Below are 21,586 nucleotides of genomic sequence, written 5' to 3' on the forward strand. Positions count from 1 at the left end.
CCGGCGGACCGGATGCCGGGTGAGCGGACCGGACCAACCGCACACCGGACGCTACGGCCGGGTAACCTCGCTCTGCAATACCGGTTCCGGAAGTTTCCGTGACGCGGGTCACGGCCGTCGACAACTTGTCATCGCGGCAGTGCTTTCACTCCGGAACTTGTCATCCGGTGAGGAGTTTCACCTGTAACCGGTCGGCCGGTCAATCCTTATGGGGAGAGAACCGGGAGCTTCGGCACGAATGACCTGACGCGCAGGACGGTATTGCGCACCAATCAACAAGAAAAACCGGCCGGTTGCTCATCCAGGGCACAAGGAAGGGCCTCGCTCGGCACAATCTTCAACGACAGGATTGTGCGCCGATGTTTCTCGCAAGTAACGTCCGCCTGGTCACGGATCGTACGTGGCCGAATCCGTACCCGTAGCTGGTGAAATCGGAGGAATTTACTGTGCGAAGCACCTTTGGACAGCTTGCGCTGGTATGCGGCGCCGCGACGGCCGCATTCGCCCTGGCGACCGCGCCCGCCATGGCCGCGTCGCCCACGAACTGGGTGATCGGCCCCAACTCGCCCGAGAGTTTCACCGCCACGTCCAGCAATGTCGTGCTTTCCATCAACGGCATCGACATGACCTGCACCTACTCCGACGCCGGGGGCACCCTCCAGAGCGCCACCGGCAACCCGGCGGCGGTCGGCAGCATCGACCCGGTGCACTTCGGCAGATCGGGTGAGCCGTGCACCAGCTTCCTCGGTGCGGTCGACACGGTGGCGAACACTCCCTGGACGCTGAACGTGACCGACTACGACGCGGGCAGCGGCGTCTCGCAGGGCTACATCTCCGGCGTCAACGCCCGTGTGACCGTGGCGACTTGTGCCTTCACCGTGACCGGGACCGCGCACGGCACGTACACCAACTCCACCGGTGACCTGGCCATCGCGGCCAACCCCACCGAGCTGACGGTCTCGGACCCGACGGCGGGCTGCTCGGGCGTGGTGGCCGCGGGCGACCACCCCTCGTTCAACGGCGACTACTTCGCGGTGGTCGGCGGCACCAGCACACACCCGACCATCGTCGGCTCGTAACGCCGCATGACGCATCGCGTACGCCCGGGACCGTCCGGTCGGCGCCCTTGGCCGGCCAGGCGGTCCCCCAGCCGCGGCGCAGGCGCCGCCGGCCGTTTCGAGGAGCTGAGCGAGTGGAGCTGAACGCGACGTGACAGGGACCCTGGGCTCGGCCGGCCGCCGGCGGAGCATGCGCGGGCGGGGTGCGGTCGCGGCGGCCACCGTGGTCCTGGCCGGGATCGTGCCAGGCGCGGACGTGGCCCTCGGCGACCAGCAGGTCAGCACCGAACTCGCCTACAGCTGCGCCTTCCCCGGCGGGGCGCGGCCGGTGAAGGTCGGGGTCGGCGCCAGGTTCCCCGACCGGGCGGCGGCGGGCGCGCCCATCCAGCCCGCCGAGGTCACGACGTCGCTGACCTTGCCCGATGCCGCGGTCACCGAGCTCACGAAGATCCATGCGGCCAAGACCGGCGCCACCACCCGCCTCACGACCGAGGTGGCCCAGAACGGCGCCGCGGCCGGGGCCCTGTGGCAGGGGGCCGCGCCCTCCGTGCCGCTCGCCGCGACGGGCGGCGTCACGCTCAAGGCGACCGGCGAGGTCCCCACCGTCACCGCGAACAGCCCCGGCGACCTCACCGTGACGGCGGCGGGCCTCACCATCGACTTCAGCCCGGTCACCGCCGAGGGCGCCGCGACCGAACCCGCCACCCTCTCGGTGTCCTGCACGCTCACCCCTGGCGGATCGGCGCTGCTCGCCAAAGTGCCGGTGATCGCGGCCAGTTCCTCGCCCACCCCGACCCCCAGCACCTCGGCGACGGACCCGGCGACCGGCGGGCCGCGACAGCCCTCGCCCGGCGCCCCGAAGGTGGTCCCCCCGAAGGCCCAGGGCGCCCCGCCCGCCGCCGCCCCCGAGTGTCGCGGCGACACCACCCAGCCGCTCGCGCTCTCGGCGTACGTCACCGGGTACTCGAACGTCACCAAGCTGGGCGGCGCCTCGCTGATCCCCGTCTACTGCGCCAAGATCGTCCAGGGGCCCAGTCAGCTCAAGCGGATCGAGGTCAGACCGGGCGTCTTCGAACTCCACCTGTTCCAGAGCTCGGTCGGCCGACTCGACTACCAGGGCCGCGCCCAGACCCCGCCCGCCCCCGCGACGTTCCTGACCTTCGGGTTCATGCCGACCACGGCCACGATGACGCTGGAGGAGACCGGGCCCATGGCCATCGACTCGGACCTCAACAACACCGCGGGGCACGGCGAGACGTACATCAGGATCCCGCTGGTGCTGCGCATCTCCGACGTCAAGGTCAACGGGACTCCCCTCGATGTGGGACCCAACTGCCGTACCACCGGCTCCGTCTACTCCGACGATCCCGACCCGGCGAGGAACACCAAGGACCACCTGGTCCTGCTCGGGAAGCTCAAGAAAGGCACGGACACCGTCTGGCGGGGCTACTCGCTCTCCCGGGGCGGACCGCTCGACGGCTCCGTGACCATTCCGCCGTTCACCGGCTGCGGGGTGGGCGAGGACCTCAGCCCGCTGTTCACCACATCCGTGTCCGGACCCGCCAACACCGTCAAGCAGAACCAGGGGGCGCCGTGCGCGTCCGGCATCCCGGACGACCCCGCGAAGCTCTGCACCCCCGACAAGCAGCCGACGAACGTACCGCCGCCCCTGCGTTGACCACCACGCCATGCAGATCCGGCCAACTCCCGCAGAGCACAAGGACGTTGCCGCACCCGCCCATATCCGTACAGGACGTCGCGAGTCGAGACGTCAAGAGGGGACGACCTCATGAGACCCGTATCCACCCGTCTGCGCGCGGGGCTGCTTGCCACGTGCACGGCCCTGACCGTGCTGGTGACCGTGGGACCGGCCTCCGCCGATTCCGCCCCGGTCACCCAACTCGGGGGCACCTGGGCGCCGTTCACCCGTTGCCCGGTGGACGACCCGGCGATGCTGGCCGCCGACGGGCGCGCCGAGATCGTGCAGTGCGTCGCCTCCCACGCGGCGAGCGGCTCCATCAAGCTGGGGAGCACCGAGGTCGTCACCGGGGCCAGTGATCTGCAGGTCGGTGTGGTGCAGCACACCGGCGGCGCACCCACCCTGGTCGCACCGGCGGGCGGCGCGCTGATCGCCGACTCCGCGGACATCCCGGGTGGCCTGCTCGGCCTGATGTGTCCGAGCGACATCCCCGTCATCGGCGACATCTGCCGGCAGATCACCAACAGCGCCCTCAACCGGGTCACCGCGACCGTCGAATCGGCCGGTGTGCCCACCGACTTCAACCTCACGGCGGGCGCCACCGCCGGGCAGCCGATCATTTCGCTCCCGGTCCGCATCCACCTCCAGAACCCGTTCCTCGGCGACTCCTGCTACATCGGCTCCGCCGCCCACCCCATCGTGCTGCGCCCGCAGAACGTCACCGCTCCGGCCCTCGCCATCAAGCGCTTCGACGGCAACGGCACACCCAACAACGCGGGCGTCATGAACCGGCTCAGCCTCACAGGCGCCAGCCAGACGGACACCACGTTCGCGGTGCCGGGTGCAAGCGGTTGCGGACTCGCCGGGCTGCTCGACTGGGCGGTGAACCTCAAGACGGGGCTGCCCTCGGCGGCCGGCCACAACAGCGTCGTACTGGACAGCGCCTCGACCCATCTCGCCGGTCTGAACGCCCCCGGCACGGTCGTTCCGAACAACGGCAAACTGCTCTCCCAGTACTGGCATTCAGCGGTTCAGTAGCCTTCGCCGCCCCCTGCCACCGGCGGCCCGTGCGTGCTCCGGCCGGGCCGCCCCGGAATCGGCCGACAACCGATGCACCCTGAATCGATCGCTGCCCCAAGTGTTGTCCATCACAAGGGAGTTGTTCTAGGTTCAGCAGTCCGCGAAAGGTACGCACCTGACGGTCGGTGGGAGCGCTTTCTCCATCGGCTCTCCCCCCACCGGGCGCCGTAGTGCAAGGGGAGTGAGATGCCCGCAGCCGCGCAATCACCGGACACCCATGAGCCGTTGGGACCGCTCCCACAGGAGTTCGCCGCGATCATGCGGCCCGAACTGCCGGGCCTGCTCAAGGAGATCGGCGCCGAGATCACCCGCGCCTACCCCGAGTACGCCCGGCTGCTCGACGGGCCCTACGGCGAGGCGATCCGGGTCGGCGTGGAGCAGAACCTCGCCGTCTTCGTCGACCAGGTGGCGTCCCCGAGCGCGCCCTCCACGCTGCGCGACGAGATGTGCCGCCGCTTCGGCCGGTTCGAGGCGTACGAGGGCCGGAGCCTGGACACCCTCCAGGGCGCCTACCGGCTCGGCGCCCGGGTGGCGCTGCGCCGGGCCAAGAAGATCGGCCGGCGCTACAACCTCTCGCCCGCCGTCATGCTCAGTTTCGCGGACGCCCTCTTCACCTACGTCGAGGAGCTGGAAGCGCTCTCACGAGAGGGCTATCTGGAGGTCACCTCGTTCTCCGGAGAGCGCTCGGACGCGCTGCGAAGACGGCTGCTGCACCTGATCCTGGCCGGGTCCCCGGTACCGCGCGCGGCGGTCGCGGAGCTCGCCGACCGGGCCCACTGGCCGCTGCCCGAGCGGGTCACGCTGGTCGCGCTCCGGTCCGGGGCGGGGCTCACGCGGGCGGCGTTGGACAACGATGTCCTGATCGATCCGGGCGAGCCGGCGCCGCACCTCCTCGTGCCGGGTCCGGTCGACGAAGTACGAAGACGGATGCTGGACGCGGCGCTGCACGGGTCCTGGGCGGCGGTCGGCCTGGAGGTCCCCTTCGGCGATGCGTCCGATTCTCTGCGCTGGGCCCGTCGGGTCCTCGAACTCGCCGCATCGGGGGTCATCGACAGCGGCACCGGCACGCTGTACTGCGAGGACCACCTCGTCACGCTGTGGCTGCGCTCGGACCCGGCGCTCCTCGAACACCTCGGCCGCCGGGAGCTCGCGCCGCTCGACGCGCTGACGCCCGGGCGGCGCGACCGGCTCATCGAAACCCTGCGGACCTGGCTCGCAACCCGTGGCACGGCCGCCCAGATGGGCGAACTGCTTGACGTGCACCCGCAAACCGTGCGCTATCGGATGCGCACCCTGGAGTCCATTTTCGGCGAGCGACTCACCGACCCCGAACACCGGTTCGCCACCGAACTAGTGCTACGCGCGAGGGATCTCGGCCACCGCGATCGGCCCTGAACTTGCCCCGGTCGGCGCCATAATCATCCGATTCACTTCGAAAACAACGGATAAATATCGTCAAGTCCCAAGGCCGGAGCGAACCCGCCGCTGGATATGCCCGTCTGAGTGGGCGGATGTCCGAAGGATGTCCGTACCACCCGCACTACGCCAGAGGCATACCGTATGTCTTCGCACCTGCCGGCTGTCTTCCGCGGAGCCGCCGCCCCGCACCCCCGCACCCTGCTCGACGTACTGGACGCGACGGCGGCCGCCCACCCGGGCGCACCCGCACTCGACGCGGGCGGCGAGAGGCTCACCTACCAAGACCTGTGCGACCGGATCACCGAACGCGCCGTGCGGCTGACCCGCCACGGCATCGGCCCCGGCGACCGGGTCGGCGTCCGGATCCCGTCCGGCACCTGCGACCTTTACCTCGCCATCCTGGCGGTCCTGCTGTGCGGCGCGGCGTATGTGCCGGTCGACGCGGACGATCCCGAGGAGCGCGCGGCGACCGTCTTCCGCGAGGCGGGGGTGTGCGCCGTGATCGAGGCGGAGGAACGCATACTGCCGGGGCCCGTGGCGCCGCTGGCCGAGCGCTGGCGACCCGCGTCGCCCGACGACGACGCCTGGATCATCTTCACGTCCGGTTCGACGGGGCTGCCCAAGGGCGTGGCGGTCACCCACCGCTCGGCGGCGGCGTTCGTCGACGCCGAGGCCCAACTCTTCCTCACCGAACGGCCGTTGGGCCCGGGCGACCGGGTGCTCGCCGGGCTCTCGGTCGCCTTCGACGCCTCCTGCGAGGAGATGTGGCTGGCCTGGCGGCACGGCGGCTGCCTGGTCCCGGCGCCCCGCTCGCTGGTGCGGGCGGGCCACGAGCTCGGGCCCTGGCTGATCGAGCGCGGCATCACGGTGGTCTCCACGGTGCCCACGCTCGCGGCCCTCTGGCCGGACGAGGCACTCGACGAGGTCCGGCTCCTGATCGTCGGCGGCGAGGCCTGCCCGGGCGCCCTCGCCGACCGGTTCGCGGTCAAGGGCCGCGAGATGTGGAACACCTACGGCCCCACCGAGACGACGGTGGTGGCGACCGCCGCACGCATGCTGCCCGGCGATCCCGTACGCATCGGACTCCCCCTGGCCGGTTGGGAGTTGGCGGTCCTGGACGCGGGCGGCGACCCCGTTCCGTACGGAGGCGAGGGCGAGCTGGTGATCGCGGGCGCGGGCACGGCCCGCTACCTCGACGCCGCCAAGGACGCCGAACGGTTCACCCCGCTTCCCCTCCTCGACACCCGGCGCGCCTATCGCACCGGCGATCTCGTACGGGCCGACGCGGCCGGGCTCGTCCATCTCGGGCGGGCCGACGACCAGGTCAAGGTGGGCGGGCGGCGCATCGAACTCGGCGAGATCGACGCCATGTTGAGGGCGCTGCCGGGCGTGCGCGCGGCGGCCGCAGCGGTGCGCGGCACCCCGGCCGGCGGCCAGATCCTGGTCGGCTACGTGGTGCCCGAGCAGGGCGGCTTCCGCGCCGACCAGGCCCGCGACTTCCTCGCCGAGCGCCTGCCCGCCGCCCTGGTGCCGCTGCTCGTCGAGGTCACCGAACTGCCGACGCGCACCTCGGGCAAGGTGGACCGGGACGCCCTGCCCTGGCCGCTGCCCTCCCCGCGCGGCCCCGTCGGCGACGCCGCTCAGGACGGCTCCACCGCCTGCCGCCTCGCCGGGGCGTGGGAGCGGATGCTGGGCGTGCGCCCCGAGGCGGACAGCGACTTCTTCGCGCTCGGTGGCTCCAGCCTGAGCGCGGCGCGCCTGGCCTCCGAACTGCGCGAGCACTACCCCGGGGTGTCCGTCGCCGACCTCTACCGCCGTCCCGTGCTGCGCGACATGGCTCAGCACCTCGAATCCCTCGAAGGCCCGGCCGCCGAAGCCCGGCCCGTCGAGCCGGTGCCGCGCGGCGCGGGAGCGGTCCAACTCCTGGTCACCACAGGCCTGTTCGGGGTCGCCGGGCTGCGGGGGCTCGTCGGTCTGGCCATGGCCGACAACATCCTGGGGTGGCTGGCGCCACAGGCCTGGGCGCCGCACACCTCGTGGTGGTTCGTCATCATCGGCATGCTGGTCCTGATGAGCGCGCCCGCGCGCCTCGCGATCGGCGGCGGGGCGGCGCGGCTCCTGACCCGGGGCGTGGTGCCGGGCGCGTATCCGCGCGGCGGCCGCGTCCATCTGCGGCTGTGGACGGCCGAGCGCATCGTGGCCGCGTTCGGCGTCGCCTCCCTGCTCGGCACGCCGTGGGCCCGGCTGTACGCGCGCTCGCTCGGCTGCCGGGTCGGGCGCGGCGTCGCCCTGCACGCCATGCCCCCGGTGACCGGTCTCGCGACGATCGGCCGGGATGCGAGCGTGGAGCCGGAGGCCGACATCAGCGGCTGGTGGCTGGACGGCGCGACCCTGCACATCGGCGCGGTCCGCATCGGCGACGGCGCCCGGGTCGGCCACCGCAGCACCCTGATGCCCGGCGCGGTCCTCGGCGCGGACGCCGAACTGGAGCCGGGCGCCTGCCTGGACGCCCACGTCCCGCCCGGCCGTCGCTGGCTCGGCTCACCGGCGCGGCAGGCCGAATCGTACGAGCGCGTCGCCGGCACCGGCTGGCCCGCGCCGCGCCCCGAGCGCTCGCGCCGCTGGGCCGCCGCGTACGCGCTCTCGCTCATCGGCCTGCCGCTCCTTACGGTGCTGTCCACGGCGCCCGCGATGGTCGGCGTGTACTACCTGGTGCGGTCCTGCGACACGCTCTCGGCGGTCGCCGTACGCCTGCTGCTCGCCGCGCCGCCCATCGCGGTGGTCACCACCCTGTGCTCGATGCTGACGCTCGCCGCCCTGGTCCGGATCCTCGGGCGGGGCCTGAAGCCCGGCTTCCATCCGGTGTGCGGCGGTGTCGCCTGGCGCGCCTGGCTGGTGACCCGGCTGCTCAGCGGCGCCCGCGGCAGCTTCTTCCCGCTGTACGCGAGCCTCGCGACCCCGGTGTGGCTGCGGCTGCTCGGGGCCAAGGTGGGGCGGCGGGCCGAGATCTCGACGGTGCTTCCGCTGCCCTCGCTCCTGACCGTCGAGGACGGCGCGTTCCTCGCCGACGACACCCTGGTCGCGCCGTACGAAATCCGTGGCGGCTGGCTGCGGTTGGGGAGGGCGAGCGTCGGGCGCAGGGCGTTCGTCGGCAACTCGGGAATCGTCGGCCCGGACCGCCGGGTGCCCGACGGGGCGCTGATCGGCGTGCTGTGCGACGCGCCCGCGCAGAGCGAGCCCGACAGTTCGTGGCTCGGCCGGCCCGCGCTTCCGCTGCCGAGGGTTCCGACCGCGGCCGACCCGGGCCGCACCTTCGAACCGTCGCGGAGGCTCGTCCTCGCCCGGTCCGCGGTCGAGCTGTGCCGGGTGCTGCCGCTGATGTGCTCGGTGCTGCTCGCCGAGGCGGTCCTGATCGGCGAACAGAGCGCTCTCAACCGGGGCGGGCCGGCACTGGCGGCGCTGGCCGGGACGGTGCTGCTCGTGGTGGCGGCCGCGGTGGCGGGGCTCACGGCGACCGCCGCGAAGTGGATCCTGGTCGGCCGGTTCGAGGTGGGCGAGCATCCGCTGTGGTCGTCCTTCGTGTGGCGCAACGAGCTGTACGACACCTTCGTCGAGTCCCTCGCGGTGCCGTGGATGGCGGGCTCGTTCACCGGCACGCCGGTCCTCAACTGGTGGCTGCGCAGCCTCGGCGCGCACATCGGGCGCGGGGTGTGGCTGGAGACGTACTGGCTGCCGGAGACCGATCTGATCACGCTGGGGGACGGGGCGAGCGTGAACCGCGGGTGTGTGCTCCAGACCCATCTCTTCCACGACCGGATCATGCGCCTGGACACCGTGCGGCTCGCCGAGGGCGCCTCGCTCGGTCCGCACAGCATCGCGCTGCCCGGCACCGATGTCGGCGCCCGGGCCTCGGTGGGCGCGGCCTCGCTCGTGATGCGCGGCGAGAGCGTGCCGCCGGACACCCGCTGGGCGGGCAACCCCATCGCGGGCGAGCAGTCTTCCGAGGTCCAACCAGCCGTTAACAAGCCCTTGTTGACGATCCGTCAGGGTTCTTCGCGGGAAGGGAGCGCCGCATGACCCGGTGCACGCGGCGGTCGCTCGTCCGGGTCGCCGCCCTGTCCGCCCTCGGCGGTCTTGCCGTGGCGGACGAGGGGGCGATCGGTCACCGGGACCGGTACTTCCCGCAGCACGGCTCGTACGGGCACGACACGCTCGCCTACGACCTGCGGATCGCCTACGACTCGGTCAGTGGCCAGCTCGCGGGCACGGCGCTCATCCAGGCCGTCGCCCTGCGGCCGCTGGATCGGGTCGAGCTCGACCTGTCCCGGCTCAGCGCGCACGCGGCGCACGTCGACGGCAGGGCCGCCCGCATCCGCCAGCGGCAGGGCAAGCTGTTCGTGACGCCCCGTCAACCCGTCGCGGCGGGCGAGCTGTTCACGACGAAGGTGCGGTACGGCGGGCGGCCCGGGCCGATCCGTTCGCCGTTCGGGAGCATCGGCTGGGACCGTACCGGCGACAGCCACGACGGCACCCTGGTCGCCTCGCAGCCGCTGGGGGCACCGTCCTGGTTCCCGTGCAACGACCGGCCCGACGACAAGGCCGCGTACACGTTCCGGGTCACGGTGCCGCGCGACCGGCAGGCGCTCGCGAACGGCACGCTCACCGAGTGCCGCAGCGAGGGCTCCACCGATGTGTGGACCTACCACCACCCCGGCCCCATGGCCACCTACCTGGCCGCGCTCTACACCGGCCGCTTCCAGCACGACAGCGTGCTCGCACCGGGGCCGCCGGGCGGCAAGCCGATCCCGGTGCACAACGCCTACCCGTCCCGCATCGCCGAGGCGGCCCGGCACGACCTCGGCCGCCAGCCCGACATGCTGCGGTACTTCTCGGAGCGGTTCGGGCCGTATCCGTTCGAGGCGTACGGGGCGGTGGTGGTCGACGCGGATCTCGGCGCGCCCGTCGAGAACCAGACCCGCTCGGTGTTCGGCCGCAACCACATCGACGGGCGGCGGGGCTGGGAGACGCTGGTGGCCCACGAGCTGGCGCACCAGTGGTTCGGCAACAGCGTGGGCATCCGCGAGTGGCGGCACATCTGGCTCAACGAGGGCTTCGCGACGTATGCCGAGTGGCTGTGGTCGGAGCAGATCGGCGAGGACAGCGCCGACGAGATCGCCCGGCGCGAGTGGCGGGGCCTCGCACGGCGCAGTCAGAACCTGCGGCTCGCCGAGCCGGGCCCGCGCCGCATCTTCGACGACCGGCTCTACAACCGGGGCGCCTGCACCTTGCACGCACTGCGCCTGACGCTGGGCGACGAGCGGTTCTTCGCGGTGCTGCGCGGCTGGCACGCGGCGCGGCGCGGCCGCATCGGCGACACCGCCACCTTCATCGCGCACGCCGAGACCACGGCCGGACAAGCGGTACGCCCGCTGCTCCAGGCATGGCTCTACGACAAGAAGCTCCCGGATCTGCCCACCCGGAGGGCAAGTTGACGGATCGTCATACGTAGTGCGTCCGGTACGTCTGGCGCAGACCTTCCGGCGCGTACGCGGCCGCCACCACGTGCCGCCGGATCTTGAGCGAGGGGGTCCGGCGGGGCCGCCCGGGACCCCGCTCGTTCCATCGTCCGTAACCGTCCCCTCTGCTCTGTCGTCGTATACAAACCTTTCCGGCCGTGCGAGTTTCGGGCGTCTTTACAACATATTCTGCCGATGTATGTCCCTTGCTAAGTCCCCTATGCCACCCCTTACTGTGCGCTTGGCCGTTACGGGCTGATTTCTTGATGGTCAGGGGGAGGGTCACGTGCGGATGCCGCGGGCGCGACGAGGGAGGCTGTTCGCGGTACACGTGCTGCGCGGCCAGGCGCAGGTGCACTTCATGCCGAGCGCGCCGACCGGGGTGATCTTCACGGTCGCGCTGTTCATCGCGGGCTGGCAGTACGGCCTCTACGGGCTGATCGGCACCGCCATCGGGACCGGCACCGCCCAACTGCTCGGGGTGGACCGGAGCAGGGTGTCCGCCGGGCTCGAAGGGTTCAACGCATGTCTCGTCGCGGTCGGCTTCGCGGTGTTCCTCGGCCCCGCCCATCCGTCCACGGTGGTGCTCGCGGCGGGCGGCTGCGCGGTCGCCACCGTGGTGACGGCGGCCGCCGCGACCCTGCTGCGCGGCTGGGGACTGCCCACCCTGACGCTGCCCTTCTGCCTGCTGGCGAGCGCGATGACGATCGCGGCGCCCGGCTTCGAGCGGGTGTGGCACGGCGGTCCTGCGACGGCCGAGCTGAGCCGCGCCGCCGAGGGGACGGTCGCGCTGGCCGTCGACGACGTGGCCCGCGCCTTCTTCGCGAACATCGCGCAGATCCTGCTCATGCCGCAGTGGTACGTCGGCCTGATCTTCCTGATCGGCATCTTCGCGGCCAGCCGCACGGCGGGGGCGATGGCCTGCGTCGGCAGCGCCGTCGGCGTGGTGACCGCCTGGGCGCTCGGCGCCCCCACCGCCAGGATCGTGGACGGCACCATGGGCTACAACGCCGTGCTGGTCGCGATGGCGCTGTGCGGGGTGCTGCTCGCGGCCGACCGCTGGAGCCTCGGCTTCGCGGTGGTCGGCGCGGCTGCGGCCACCGTGCTCGGGCCCGCCCTGAACGCGCTGTTCGCGCCGGCCGGCGGGCACTCCTTCACGTGGCCGTTCGTTCTCACCACGCTGGTGTTCGTCGCCTCCGTACCGGCGCTGCCGAGGCTTCACCGTACGGAGCCACCAGCCGTCCTGCCGCCGGCCGAGCCGGTCGGTTCCGACGTCGTCCTAGGCGCCTGAGAGAGCCGGAGGCGCTTCACTCGCACGGCCTACACGGCATGCGTGTCACCTGGGGCGGTGTGAGGGTGCGAGTGTGACCACCGCCAGCGATACAGCACCCGTGTCCGCGCCACCCGTGCTCGACGTCCGGCAGCGGAACATCGTGTTCGGGACGATCATGCTCGGGATGCTGCTCGCCGCGCTCGACCAGACCATCGTCGGCACCGCGCTCCCCACGATCGTCTCGGACCTCGGCGGCGCCGCCCACATGTCGTGGGTGGTCACTTCCTACCTTCTGGCGGAGACCGTCGCCACCGCCCTGGTCGGCAAGTTCGGCGACCTCTTCGGCCGCAAGGTCGTCTTCCAGGTCTCCGCGATCACCTTCATCACCGGTTCGTTCCTGTGCGGTCTGGCGACGAACATGTCGCTCCTCATCGCCTGGCGGGCGCTCCAGGGCATCGGCGCCGGCGGCCTGATGGTGACCGCGATGGCGCTGATCGCCGATGTGATCCCGCTGCGCGAACGCGGCAAGTACCAGGGCGCCATCGGCGCCGTGTTCGGCGTCTCCACCGTCATCGGGCCGCTGCTCGGCGGGCTCTTCACCGACCACCTGAGCTGGCGCTGGGCGTTCTACGTCAACGTTCCCATCGCCATCCTCGTGGTGATCGCGGCGGCCCGGAACATCCCTTCGGTCCGCTCGGTCGGCAAGCCCGTCATCGACTACCTCGGCATCGGCCTGGTCGCGGCCGGGGCCAGCGCCCTGATCCTGGCGACGAGCTGGGGCGGCAACGAGTTCGCCTGGGGCTCGCCGACGATCATCGCCCTGTTCGCGGGCGGTCTGATCGCGCTCGCCCTGTTCTGCCGGGTGGAGACCCGGGCCGCCGAACCGATGCTGCCGATGCGCCTCTTCCGCAACCCCGTCTTCACGGTGTGCTCGGTCCTCAGCTTCATCGTGGGCTTCGCGATGCTGGGCGCGATGACGTTCCTGCCGACCTATCTCCAGTACGTCGACGGCGACTCGGCCACCGTCTCGGGCGTGCGCACCCTGCCCATGGTCATCGGCCTGCTCATCGCGTCGATCTTCAGCGGCAACGTGGTGAGCAAGACCGGCCAGTACCGGATCTTCCCCATCGTCGGCGCCCTCGTCATGGGGGTGGGCCTCTACCTGCTCTCGCTGATGGGGCCCGGCGTCAGCGCGTGGCTGGAATCGCTCTACATGTTGGTGCTCGGCCTCGGCATCGGGCTGTGCATGCAGGTCCTCACCATCGCCGTGCAGAACACCGTCGACTACGCCGACCTGGGCACGGCGACGTCCGGAGTCACCTTCTTCCGTACGCTCGGCAGCTCGTTCGGCACCGCGGTCTTCGGCACCATCTACGCCAACACCCTCAAACCGAACCTCCAGGACGGGGTGGCCGCGGCCGCGACGCTCGGCGGCGCGAATCCGGCCCAGCTCGGGCAGGCCGCGCAGTCCCCGGCCGGGCTGCACCGTCTGCCCCCCGCGACGGCCGCGCCCATCGTGCAGGCGTACTCCGACAGCCTCCACACCGTGTTCCTGTGGACGGTGCCGGTCGCCGCGGTGGGTTTCCTGGTGGCGCTCTTCCTCAAACAGGTCGAGCTGCGCGACACCGCCCGGTCCGCCTCCACCGACATGGGCGAGGGCTTCGCGCAGCCGACCACGGGCGACTCCGCGAAGGTGCTCGAACTCGCCGTGGGCAAGATCGTGCGGGGCGCGGACATGAACACCGCGCGGCGCATCGTCGCCTCCTCCGACACCCGGCTCGACGTGGCCGGGGCCTGGGCGGTCATGCAGGTCGAGCAGTACACGCGCATGGTCGGGCACGCGAGCCTCGGCCTGATCGCCTCCCGCCGCCATGTGCCGCCCGAGGTCCTCGTGCCGGTGTTCCAGCGGATGGTCGACGAGGGATTCCTCAGCCGCGAGGGCAGCTACTTCTCGCACACCCCGGCCGGTGAGCGCGAGGTCGGCGCCATCACCGACTCCTGGTCGGCGTGGCTGAACGAGCAGTTGGAGAAGGACCGCGGCCGCCCGCGCAGCGCGGAACTCCGCGCCGCCGCGGACACCATCGCCAAGCGCCTGATGGCCGAGGACCTGGCGAACGGACTGCCCTCGGTCCGCGAGAAGGTGGCCGCGGCCGCCCCCTCCTGAGCTCGCGGGCCGCGCCCCCGCAGTGCCTGATACGGTCAGGAACCGGCAGGTCAGGGAGTTCGGAGCAAGGGGTTGGTGGCGCGATGTCCGCTCGTCGGAGTCCCGATCCGGACCGGCTCACCTTCACCGAACAGGCCCGCCGCCGGCAGCTGATCGAGGCCACCATCGACTCGATCGCCACCCGCGGCTACCCGGCCACCTCGCTCGCCGCCATCGCCGAACAGGCCGGCGTCTCCAAGGCGGCCGTCCTCTACCACTACGCCTCCAAGGACAAGCTGACCGAGGCGACCCTGGCGCACGTGCTCGGACGGTTCATGGCGTACGTCACCGAACGCGTCGAGCGCGAGGACGACCCGAAGGCCGCCCTCGTCGCCTATGTGCGGGCGATGATCGGCTACCAGGAAGCCAACCGGCGCCATGTGCGGGTGATCGTCGAGATGCTGCTCGACGACCAGGGCGGCACCAAGCTGAAGACGCCGGGCTCGCACGACACCGCCGGCCGCCGGCAAGGGCTGGCAGAACTACTGACGAAGGGTCAGGAAGCGGGCGGCTTCCGCGAGTTCGACGCCCGTACGGTCGCGCTCGCCATCGGCGGCGCGATCGACGGGGTGATCGCGCACTGGCTCGTCCACCCCGAGCTCGACCTGGACGCGGCGGCGGACGAGCTGGTGACGTTCACGCTGCTCGCCGTGGAGCGCTGAGCCCCCCCAAAAAAACTACCCATTCCTGCGGGCGAATTGGGGTGCGCGCTCGGGCCGTACGCCGATGCCGCCCAGGTACGCGGTCACGCCGCGCAGCACCGGGAACCGCCGGACCAGGCGCAGCGGCAGCGGGAGGCGGTCGCCCCGCAGCGTCCCGTCGAGCGCGGGCTTCAGGAGCAGGTCGTGCTCGCCGCGCTGCTGCTTCTGCACGACAGTCACGGGAAGCCCACGGCGGCGCTGGACGCGCTCCAACTCCCTCGCGGTAACGCTTCGTTGGCGCAGCGGCCCAGCGAGGATGCGGGCCGCGGCGACCGCGTCCTGGACGGCCAGGTTGACGCCCACGCCACCCACCGGGGACATGGCGTGAGCGGCGTCACCGATGCACAGCAGTCCGTCCCGGTGCCAGCGGGGCAGCCGCCCCATGGTCACGTCGAGCAGTTTCACCTCGTCCCAGGAGCGGATCGCGGCGGTCACTTCCGCGTCCCAGCCGAAGAGTTGACCCAGGCGGTCGCGCAGCCACTGGATGTCGTGGCCGCGCAGGGCAGCGTCCTGGCCCTTCGGGATCAGGTAGGCGGTCTGGTAGTAGTCGCCCCGGTCCATGGTGACGGCCGCCTGGCCGCCGCCGAAGCGGGCGAAGACGCGGCCCTCCTGCACGCCGTCCCCGGGCGCGGGCACCTTCGCCTGCCAGACGTCCATCGGCACCTCGAACGCGTCCTGGAACAGCCCGGCTTCGCGGGCCACCACCGAGTCCCGCCCGTCGCAGGCCACCGTGAGCTCGGCGGCCAGCTCGCCGGGCCTGCCGCGCTCGTCCACGTACCGCACGCCTGTGACGCGGCCGCCCTCGGTGCGCAGGGCGGTCACGGCGGTGCGCATGCGCAGCGTGAACGACGGTTCCTCGGCAGCCGCTTCGGCGAGCAGGCCGAGGAAGTCCCACTGCGGCACCATGGCGATGTACTTGTGCGGGCCGGGGATGCGGCGGAAGTCGGCCATGACGACGGTCGTGCCGCCGATCTCCATCCGCATCTCCTCCAGCCTGCGCGCGGGCAGCGCCGCGAAGCGCTCCCCGAGGCCGAGTTCGTCCAGGAGGCGCAGGGTCGAGGGGTGGACGGTGTCGCCCCTGAAGTCCCGCAGGAAGTCCCCGTGTTTCTCCAGGACCGTCACGTCGAGACCGGCTCTGGCGAGCAGCAGTCCGAGCATCATCCCCGCCGGTCCCCCGCCGACGATGCAACAGGTCGTGCGGTGCACAGGCTCCGCAGCCCCCACGTTCACCACTCCCTCTCCCTCGATGCCACTGGACTCGACTCTAACCGATCGGTCAGCAATCTGATCGATCGGTAGGCAGCCACGTCGGAGGATGCGCACGGCCGCGGGTGGAACTGTCCCGCCGCGGGGGCTTCCTCGACCGGCCGGTACGGCCGAGGATCTTCCCCAAGTCCCCGTGAAGGAGATTCATGAGCACTGCACCCTGGTACGAGGAACCGTCGCCCGGCACCGGCCCGTTGCAGCCGCGCGCCTGGTTCGCCGCCTCCGACGCGGCACGCCTCCCGCTCAACGGGACGTGGCGGTTCCGGCTGTCCCCGACGGCCGACGGCGAGGACACCTCGTTCGCCGCGCCCGGGTACGACGCGTCCGGCTGGGCCGAGCTCGCCGTGCCGGGCCACTGGGTGCTCCAGGGGCACGGCAGCCCGGCCTACACCAACGTCCGCTACCCCTTCCCCGTCGATCCCCCGCGCGTGCCCACCGAGAATCCGACCGGCGACCACCTGCGCACCTTCGACGTGCCGGACGCGATGCGGGCCGACGGCGAGGTGCTGCTGCGGTTCGACGGGGTCGAGTCCTGCGCCCGTCTCTGGCTGAACGGCGCCGAGCTCGGCACCTTCATGGGCAGCCGGCTGCCCCACGAGTTCGAGGTCGGCGCGCTGCTCCGGCCGCACGGCAACGTCCTGGCCGTGCGGGTCCACCAGTGGTCGGCCGGCAGCTACTTGGAGGACCAGGACCAGTGGTGGCTGCCGGGCATCTTCCGCGAGGTGACCCTGCTGCACCGGCCCCCGGGCGCGGCCGGCGACTTCTTCGTGCACTCGTCCTACGACCACCGCACGGGCCGGGGCGCGCTGCGCGTCGAGAGCGCGGTCCCGGGGCGGGTGCTCGTCCCGGAGCTGGGGCTCGACCTCGCCACCGGTGAGAGCGCTCTCGTCCCCGTCGAGCCGTGGACGGCCGAGACGCCCCGGCTGTACGCGGCCGAGCTGATCACGCCCGGAGAGCGCGTTCGTCTGCGGATCGGATTCCGCACGGTCGCGGTCGAGGACGGCCTCCTCAAGGTCAACGGGCGCCGGATCCTGTTCCGCGGGGTCAACCGGCACGAGTTCCACCCCGGGACGGGCCGCACCCTCGACCTCGCCACCATGCGCGAGGACCTGGTCCTCATGAAGCGGCACAACATCAACGCCGTACGCACCAGCCACTATCCGCCGCACCCCGCGTTCCTGGACCTCTGCGACGAGCTGGGCCTGTGGGTGGTCGACGAGTGCGACCTGGAGACGCACGGCTTCGAGGAGGTGGGCTGGCGCGGCAACCCGGTCGACGACCCCCGCTGGACGCCCGCCCTCCTGGACCGCGCGGCCCGCATGGTCGAGCGCGACAAGAACCATCCCTCGGTGGTGCTCTGGTCGCTCGGCAACGAGTGCGGCACCGGGCAGGGCCTGGGCGCCATGGCCGACTGGATACGCGACCGCGACCCGGGCCGCCCGATCCACTACGAGGGCGACCGCTCGTGCCGGGACACCGATGTGTACTCCCGCATGTACGCCTCGCAGGAGGAGACCGGCCGGATCGGCCGCCACGAGGACACGGACGGGCCGGCCGAGAGGGCCCAACTCCCCTTCATCCTCTGCGAGTACGGGCACGCGATGGGCAACGGGCCCGGCGGTCTCACGGAGTACCAGGACCTGTTCGAGACCTACGAGCGCTGCCAGGGCGGGTTCGTCTGGGAGTGGATCGACCACGGTCTGGCCCACCCCGAGCTGGGCCACGCCTACGGCGGCGACTTCGGCGAGGCGCTCCACGACGGCAACTTCGTCTGCGACGGCCTCCTGTTCCCCGACCGCACCCCCTCCCCCGGGCTCGTCGAGTACAAGAAGGTGATCGAGCCGGTCAGGTTCGCCGGGGATGGCACGGCAGGCACGCTGCACATCACCAACTGCCATGATTTCAGCGGGCTTTCGCATCTCTCCTTCGACTGGTCGTACGAGGCGGAGGGCGAGGCGGTGGCCTCGGGGCCGCTCGCCGTTCCCGACCTCGCACCCGGTGGGAGCGTGGAGCTGAAACTGGACCCGCCGCCGGTCGCCGACGCCTCGCGCGAGGCGTGCTGGACGGTACGGGCGGTCCTCGCGCGGGACACGCCCTGGGCGCCGCGCGGGCACGAGATCGCGTGGGGCCAGCTTCCGGTGGTGCCGCGCCCGGCGCCGGCCCCCGCCGTGGGGACGGCCCCGGTCCGTGCGGGCCACCGGGTCACGCTCGGTCCGGCCGCCTTCGACAGCCGGACCGGTCTGCTCACGGAGCTCGGCGGCATCCCGGTGGACGGGCCGCGGCTCGATGTGTGGCGTGCGCCGACCGACAACGACGCGGGTGCGGCCTGGGCGCCGCAGGAGCAGCACGCCCGGCGGTGGCGCGAGCTGGGCCTCGACCGCATGCAACACCGCCTGGACGGCATCGAGTTGAGGGATGACCGGTTCGTCGTGCGCTCACGGGTGGCGCCCGCCGGGTCGGATCTGGGGCTCCGGGTGACGTACGCCTGGAGCGCCGACGCGGATCGGGTGCGGCTCGCGGTCTCGGTCACCCCCGAGGGCACGTGGACGCTGCCGCTGCCCCGGCTCGGCGTACGGATGGGGTTGCCGGGCACGTACGGACGGGCCGAGTGGTTCGGCGCGGGGCCCGGCGAGGCGTATCCGGACACCCGGCGCGCCGCCCGCGTCGGCCGCTGGGCCATGTCCGTCGAGGCGATGCAGACGCCGTACGTGCGGCCGCAGGAGAACGGGGCCCGCGCCGAGGTCCGGTGGGCCGAACTCGGCGACGGGCGAAGGGGGTTGCGGATCGAGGGCGAACCGGAGTTCTGGTTCACCGCCCGGCCCTGGACGAGCGAGGAGCTGACCTCGGCCCGGCACCTGCCCGACCTGGCCCCCGGCGACCGCGTCTGGCTCAACCTGGACCACGCGATGCACGGGATCGGCTCGGCGTCATGCGGTCCGGGCGTACTGACTGAGTATCAACTACGGGTAGGAGAGGCCGAGTTCGGGTTCGTCTTCAGTCCGGTGGGTCATTCGGTGAAGATCGCGTCGAGGTAGACCCAGGCGCCGTCGACCCGCGAGAACCGGCTCCGCTCGTGCAGGGAGCCGGCCTCGCCGCCGTGGGTGTAGTGCGCCCGGAAGGTGACCGTGCCGGTGGAGTGGAAGGCGCTGCCGTCGGCGGTGTCCAGGATCTCCAGGCGGGTCCAGCGCATGCCGGCGTCGAAGTCGATCTCGGCGGGCCGGGTGTCCGGGTGCCAGGTGCGCAACAGGTACGGCCCGTCCTGCACCGCGAAGGCGCTGAACCGCGAGCGCATCAGCGCCTCGGCGGTGGGGGCGGCGGCAGCGCCCGAGTGGTAGCGGCCGCAGCACTGGGCATAGGCGGCGGGCAGCCCGCAGGGGCAGGACGTGGGGACGGCGGGCCGTGCGGGGCGCTTGGTGCGACGGGACATGCCCTTATCTGATCACAGGGGTCCCCCTCCGCGGCATCGCCATCGGGCTGCGTGCGGCCGCCTTCCCGTCGGCATGGACGCGGCCCGGGTGAGTCCGCAAAAAGGGGCAATGGGATGATCCAGGCGTGGTGGGGGTCGCGACGGCGGGCCTTCTCGTGTCTCGCGGGGCGCCTTCGCGTGTCTCACTGGCCGCCACGCGGCGGGGCGCACCAGCAGGCCGGGGCACCGGCTCGGTGCCCCGGCGCGACAGGTGTCCCGGGCCCGTTCCTGGTCGCCGGCCTCGGGACGGAGCCGAGCTCACGAGCGGGCGCCGCGTGTGTGATGTGCGTCTCGTGTGCCAACCAAGCTCCCCCTCCCAGGCGTAGGCATGACAAAGGACCGATCACGCGAGGAGCTGGGCTGCTGTTGACCGAGGAGGAGTTCACCGAGTGCCGCACCGCCTCGGCTCCACGGGCCGCCGGCGGGCCGTGCCCCGCGACCGGCGTCGAGCCAGTGGGCCTGGGCCCGCCGGCCGTACGGCGGCGTCTGTGCGCCGCGCCGCGCTACGGAAGCGACCAGCCGACCCGCCCGACCGCGTCCCTCAGCACCCGGCCACGCCGACCGCCTACCAAGAAAGCCTCATGAAGACTTCGACGACCACGGCGATCGGCGCCCAGCGAATACCGCCGCAGGCCCAGCACACCGCTCCCGCCGCCACGACCACCCGTCCGCCCGACGGCACGCCCCGCACACCCGCCAAGAACACCTGGCCGCACAGAGCCTGGTACGCGATCCGGCCCGCGCTGGCGATCTACGCGACCTCCGCCGTCCTGCACCTCGTACTGCTTGCGGTCATGAGCCCGCCCGGCGCACCCGGCGTCCACGACAAGCTGCTCTCCTGGGACGGCGACCTCTACCGGTCCATCGCACAGAACGGCTATCCCGACAGCTTCACCCATGACGCCGACGGAAAGCTCGTCGGCAACAACCTGGCCTTCTTCCCGGCCTACCCGGCGCTGATCCGCACCGTCCACGCCCTGACCGGCCTCGGCTACGGCACCGCCGCCCTGGTCGCCGCCCACCTCGCGATGATCGCCGCACTCGTCGCCGTCCACCTCCTGGTGAGCCGGCTCTACGACCGCCGCACCGCCACCGTCGCCACCATCCTGCTGGCCTGCGCCCAGCCCATGGCGCTGGCCTTCCTCATGGCGTACAGCGAGTCCCTGTTCCTGGCCCTGGCCGCCGCCACCCTCGTGGCCGCCCACCGCAAGGCATGGCTCACCGCCGGAACCTTCGCCTTCCTGACGGGGCTGACCCGGCCCGCCGCCGCAGCCGTGGCCGCGGCCCTGGTCGCCGCCGTCGTCCTGCACCTGATGCGCGAGCGCCGCGTGACCTGGCGCCCCCTCGCCGCCATCGCCCTGGCCTGCACCGGCACCCCGGCCTACCTGTGGTGGGTGGGCCAGCGCCTCCACAAGGCCGACGCCTGGTTCACCATCCAACAGGCCGGCTGGGACACCCGCTGGGACAACGGCAGCTCGTTCTGGCACTTCCTCGGCCACGCGTTCACCGAGGCCGACGGCTGGGTCCCCGTCAGCACGGCCGTGCTGCTCCTCGCGCTCATCGTCGCCACCGTCCTCGCCTGGCAGCGCGGCACCTGGCCACCGCTCCTGATCTACGGCACCGCGATCCTCGTCCTCACCCTTGGGCAGAGCAACTACTACCACTCCAAACTCCGCCTCGTGGTCCCCGCCCTGATCTTCCTCGTCCCCCTCTCCCGCGCCCTCAGCCACGCCCGCCCGCGCACTGCGGCCATCACCTTGACCGCGGCTTCCCTGTTCGGCTCCTGGTACGGCGCCTACATGCTCACCACCTGGCACTACGCCATCTGACCGCCCGGTGATCACGACTGGCGCCCACTTGGCCGGGATGCGCGCCGACGGTGAGGCGCACTCCCCGTGCCGTCCC

13 protein-coding genes are annotated in these 21,586 nt (G+C 72.0%); 11 read left to right on the forward strand and 2 right to left on the reverse strand.

What is annotated here, in order from left to right; translation table 11 throughout:
• The first annotated feature begins 446 nt into the window (after positions 1-446).
• The 9 genes from ADK54_RS12285 (at position 447) to ADK54_RS12325 (ending at position 14,910) form a co-directional block, all read left to right on the forward strand.
• Positions 447-1,079 carry a hypothetical protein gene (locus ADK54_RS12285; protein WP_053725619.1) on the forward strand — a complete coding sequence of 211 codons (633 nt, stop codon included), beginning with the start codon at positions 447-449 and terminating at the stop codon, positions 1,077-1,079.
• Positions 1,080-1,209: 130 nt separating this feature from the next.
• Positions 1,210-2,736 (forward strand): DUF6801 domain-containing protein, encoded by a 1,527-nt coding sequence (locus tag ADK54_RS12290; protein ID WP_053725620.1) that lies wholly within the window; start codon positions 1,210-1,212, stop codon positions 2,734-2,736.
• Positions 2,737-2,847: 111 nt separating this feature from the next.
• Positions 2,848-3,795 (forward strand): hypothetical protein, encoded by a 948-nt coding sequence (locus tag ADK54_RS12295; RefSeq protein ID WP_053725621.1) that lies wholly within the window; start codon positions 2,848-2,850, stop codon positions 3,793-3,795.
• Positions 3,796-4,023: 228 nt separating this feature from the next.
• Complete coding sequence (locus ADK54_RS12300) at positions 4,024-5,232, forward strand: helix-turn-helix domain-containing protein (RefSeq protein WP_053725622.1); 1,209 nt, start codon at positions 4,024-4,026, stop codon at positions 5,230-5,232.
• Positions 5,233-5,397: 165 nt separating this feature from the next.
• On the forward strand, positions 5,398-9,333 hold the full coding sequence (locus tag ADK54_RS12305) for a Pls/PosA family non-ribosomal peptide synthetase (protein WP_053725623.1): 3,936 nt from the start codon (positions 5,398-5,400) through the stop codon (positions 9,331-9,333).
• Positions 9,330-10,748: a M1 family metallopeptidase gene (locus tag ADK54_RS12310; protein WP_053725624.1), complete on the forward strand. Its 1,419-nt coding sequence runs from the start codon at positions 9,330-9,332 to the stop codon at positions 10,746-10,748. The genes ADK54_RS12305 and ADK54_RS12310 overlap by 4 nt, the downstream gene beginning before the upstream one ends.
• 316 nt (positions 10,749-11,064) lie before the next feature.
• Complete coding sequence (locus tag ADK54_RS12315) at positions 11,065-12,063, forward strand: urea transporter (protein ID WP_053725625.1); 999 nt, start codon at positions 11,065-11,067, stop codon at positions 12,061-12,063.
• Between the two features lie 73 nt (positions 12,064-12,136).
• Positions 12,137-14,209, forward strand: a complete 2,073-nt coding sequence (locus ADK54_RS12320; RefSeq protein ID WP_053725626.1) for an MDR family MFS transporter — start codon at positions 12,137-12,139, stop codon at positions 14,207-14,209.
• A gap of 83 nt (positions 14,210-14,292) precedes the next feature.
• A complete protein-coding gene (locus tag ADK54_RS12325; RefSeq protein ID WP_053725627.1) occupies positions 14,293-14,910 on the forward strand; it encodes a TetR/AcrR family transcriptional regulator in 618 nt (205 codons plus the stop codon).
• Positions 14,911-14,925: 15 nt separating this feature from the next.
• Here the strand turns inward: ADK54_RS12325 and ADK54_RS12330 are convergent, their stop codons facing one another.
• Entirely contained in the window at positions 14,926-16,155 is a 1,230-nt protein-coding gene (locus ADK54_RS12330; RefSeq protein WP_078966325.1) for an FAD-dependent oxidoreductase, read from the reverse strand.
• Positions 16,156-16,361: 206 nt separating this feature from the next.
• Between ADK54_RS12330 and ADK54_RS12335 the strand changes: the two genes are divergently transcribed.
• A complete protein-coding gene (locus tag ADK54_RS12335) occupies positions 16,362-19,250 on the forward strand; it encodes a glycoside hydrolase family 2 TIM barrel-domain containing protein (RefSeq protein ID WP_053725629.1) in 2,889 nt (962 codons plus the stop codon).
• On the opposite strand, the gene ADK54_RS12340 is transcribed toward ADK54_RS12335, so the two are convergent.
• A complete protein-coding gene (locus ADK54_RS12340) occupies positions 19,223-19,642 on the reverse strand; it encodes a YchJ family protein (protein WP_053725630.1) in 420 nt (139 codons plus the stop codon). The genes ADK54_RS12335 and ADK54_RS12340 overlap by 28 nt on opposite strands.
• A gap of 620 nt (positions 19,643-20,262) precedes the next feature.
• Between ADK54_RS12340 and ADK54_RS12345 the strand changes: the two genes are divergently transcribed.
• A complete protein-coding gene (locus ADK54_RS12345) occupies positions 20,263-21,510 on the forward strand; it encodes a hypothetical protein (protein WP_234392024.1) in 1,248 nt (415 codons plus the stop codon).
• The last annotated feature ends 76 nt before the right edge of the window (positions 21,511-21,586 follow it).

The sequence above is a fragment of the Streptomyces sp. WM6378 genome (genome assembly GCF_001279695.1).
GTDB lineage: Bacteria > Actinomycetota > Actinomycetes > Streptomycetales > Streptomycetaceae > Streptomyces.

Excerpts from the sequence above, each read along its gene's own strand:
- ADK54_RS12295 (WP_053725621.1), top strand. The coding sequence starts at position 2,848 with ATGAGACCCGTATCCACCCGTCTGCGCGCGGGGCTGCTTGCCACGTGC.
- ADK54_RS12300 (WP_053725622.1), top strand. The coding sequence starts at position 4,024 with ATGCCCGCAGCCGCGCAATCACCGGACACCCATGAGCCGTTGGGACCG.
- ADK54_RS12305 (WP_053725623.1), top strand. The coding sequence starts at position 5,398 with ATGTCTTCGCACCTGCCGGCTGTCTTCCGCGGAGCCGCCGCCCCGCAC.
- ADK54_RS12310 (WP_053725624.1), top strand. The coding sequence starts at position 9,330 with ATGACCCGGTGCACGCGGCGGTCGCTCGTCCGGGTCGCCGCCCTGTCC.
- ADK54_RS12315 (WP_053725625.1), top strand. The coding sequence starts at position 11,065 with ATGCCGCGGGCGCGACGAGGGAGGCTGTTCGCGGTACACGTGCTGCGC.
- ADK54_RS12325 (WP_053725627.1), top strand. The coding sequence starts at position 14,293 with ATGTCCGCTCGTCGGAGTCCCGATCCGGACCGGCTCACCTTCACCGAA.
- ADK54_RS12335 (WP_053725629.1), top strand. The coding sequence starts at position 16,362 with ATGAGCACTGCACCCTGGTACGAGGAACCGTCGCCCGGCACCGGCCCG.
- ADK54_RS12340 (WP_053725630.1), bottom strand. The coding sequence starts at position 19,642 with ATGTCCCGTCGCACCAAGCGCCCCGCACGGCCCGCCGTCCCCACGTCC.
- ADK54_RS12345 (WP_234392024.1), top strand. The coding sequence starts at position 20,263 with ATGAAGACTTCGACGACCACGGCGATCGGCGCCCAGCGAATACCGCCG.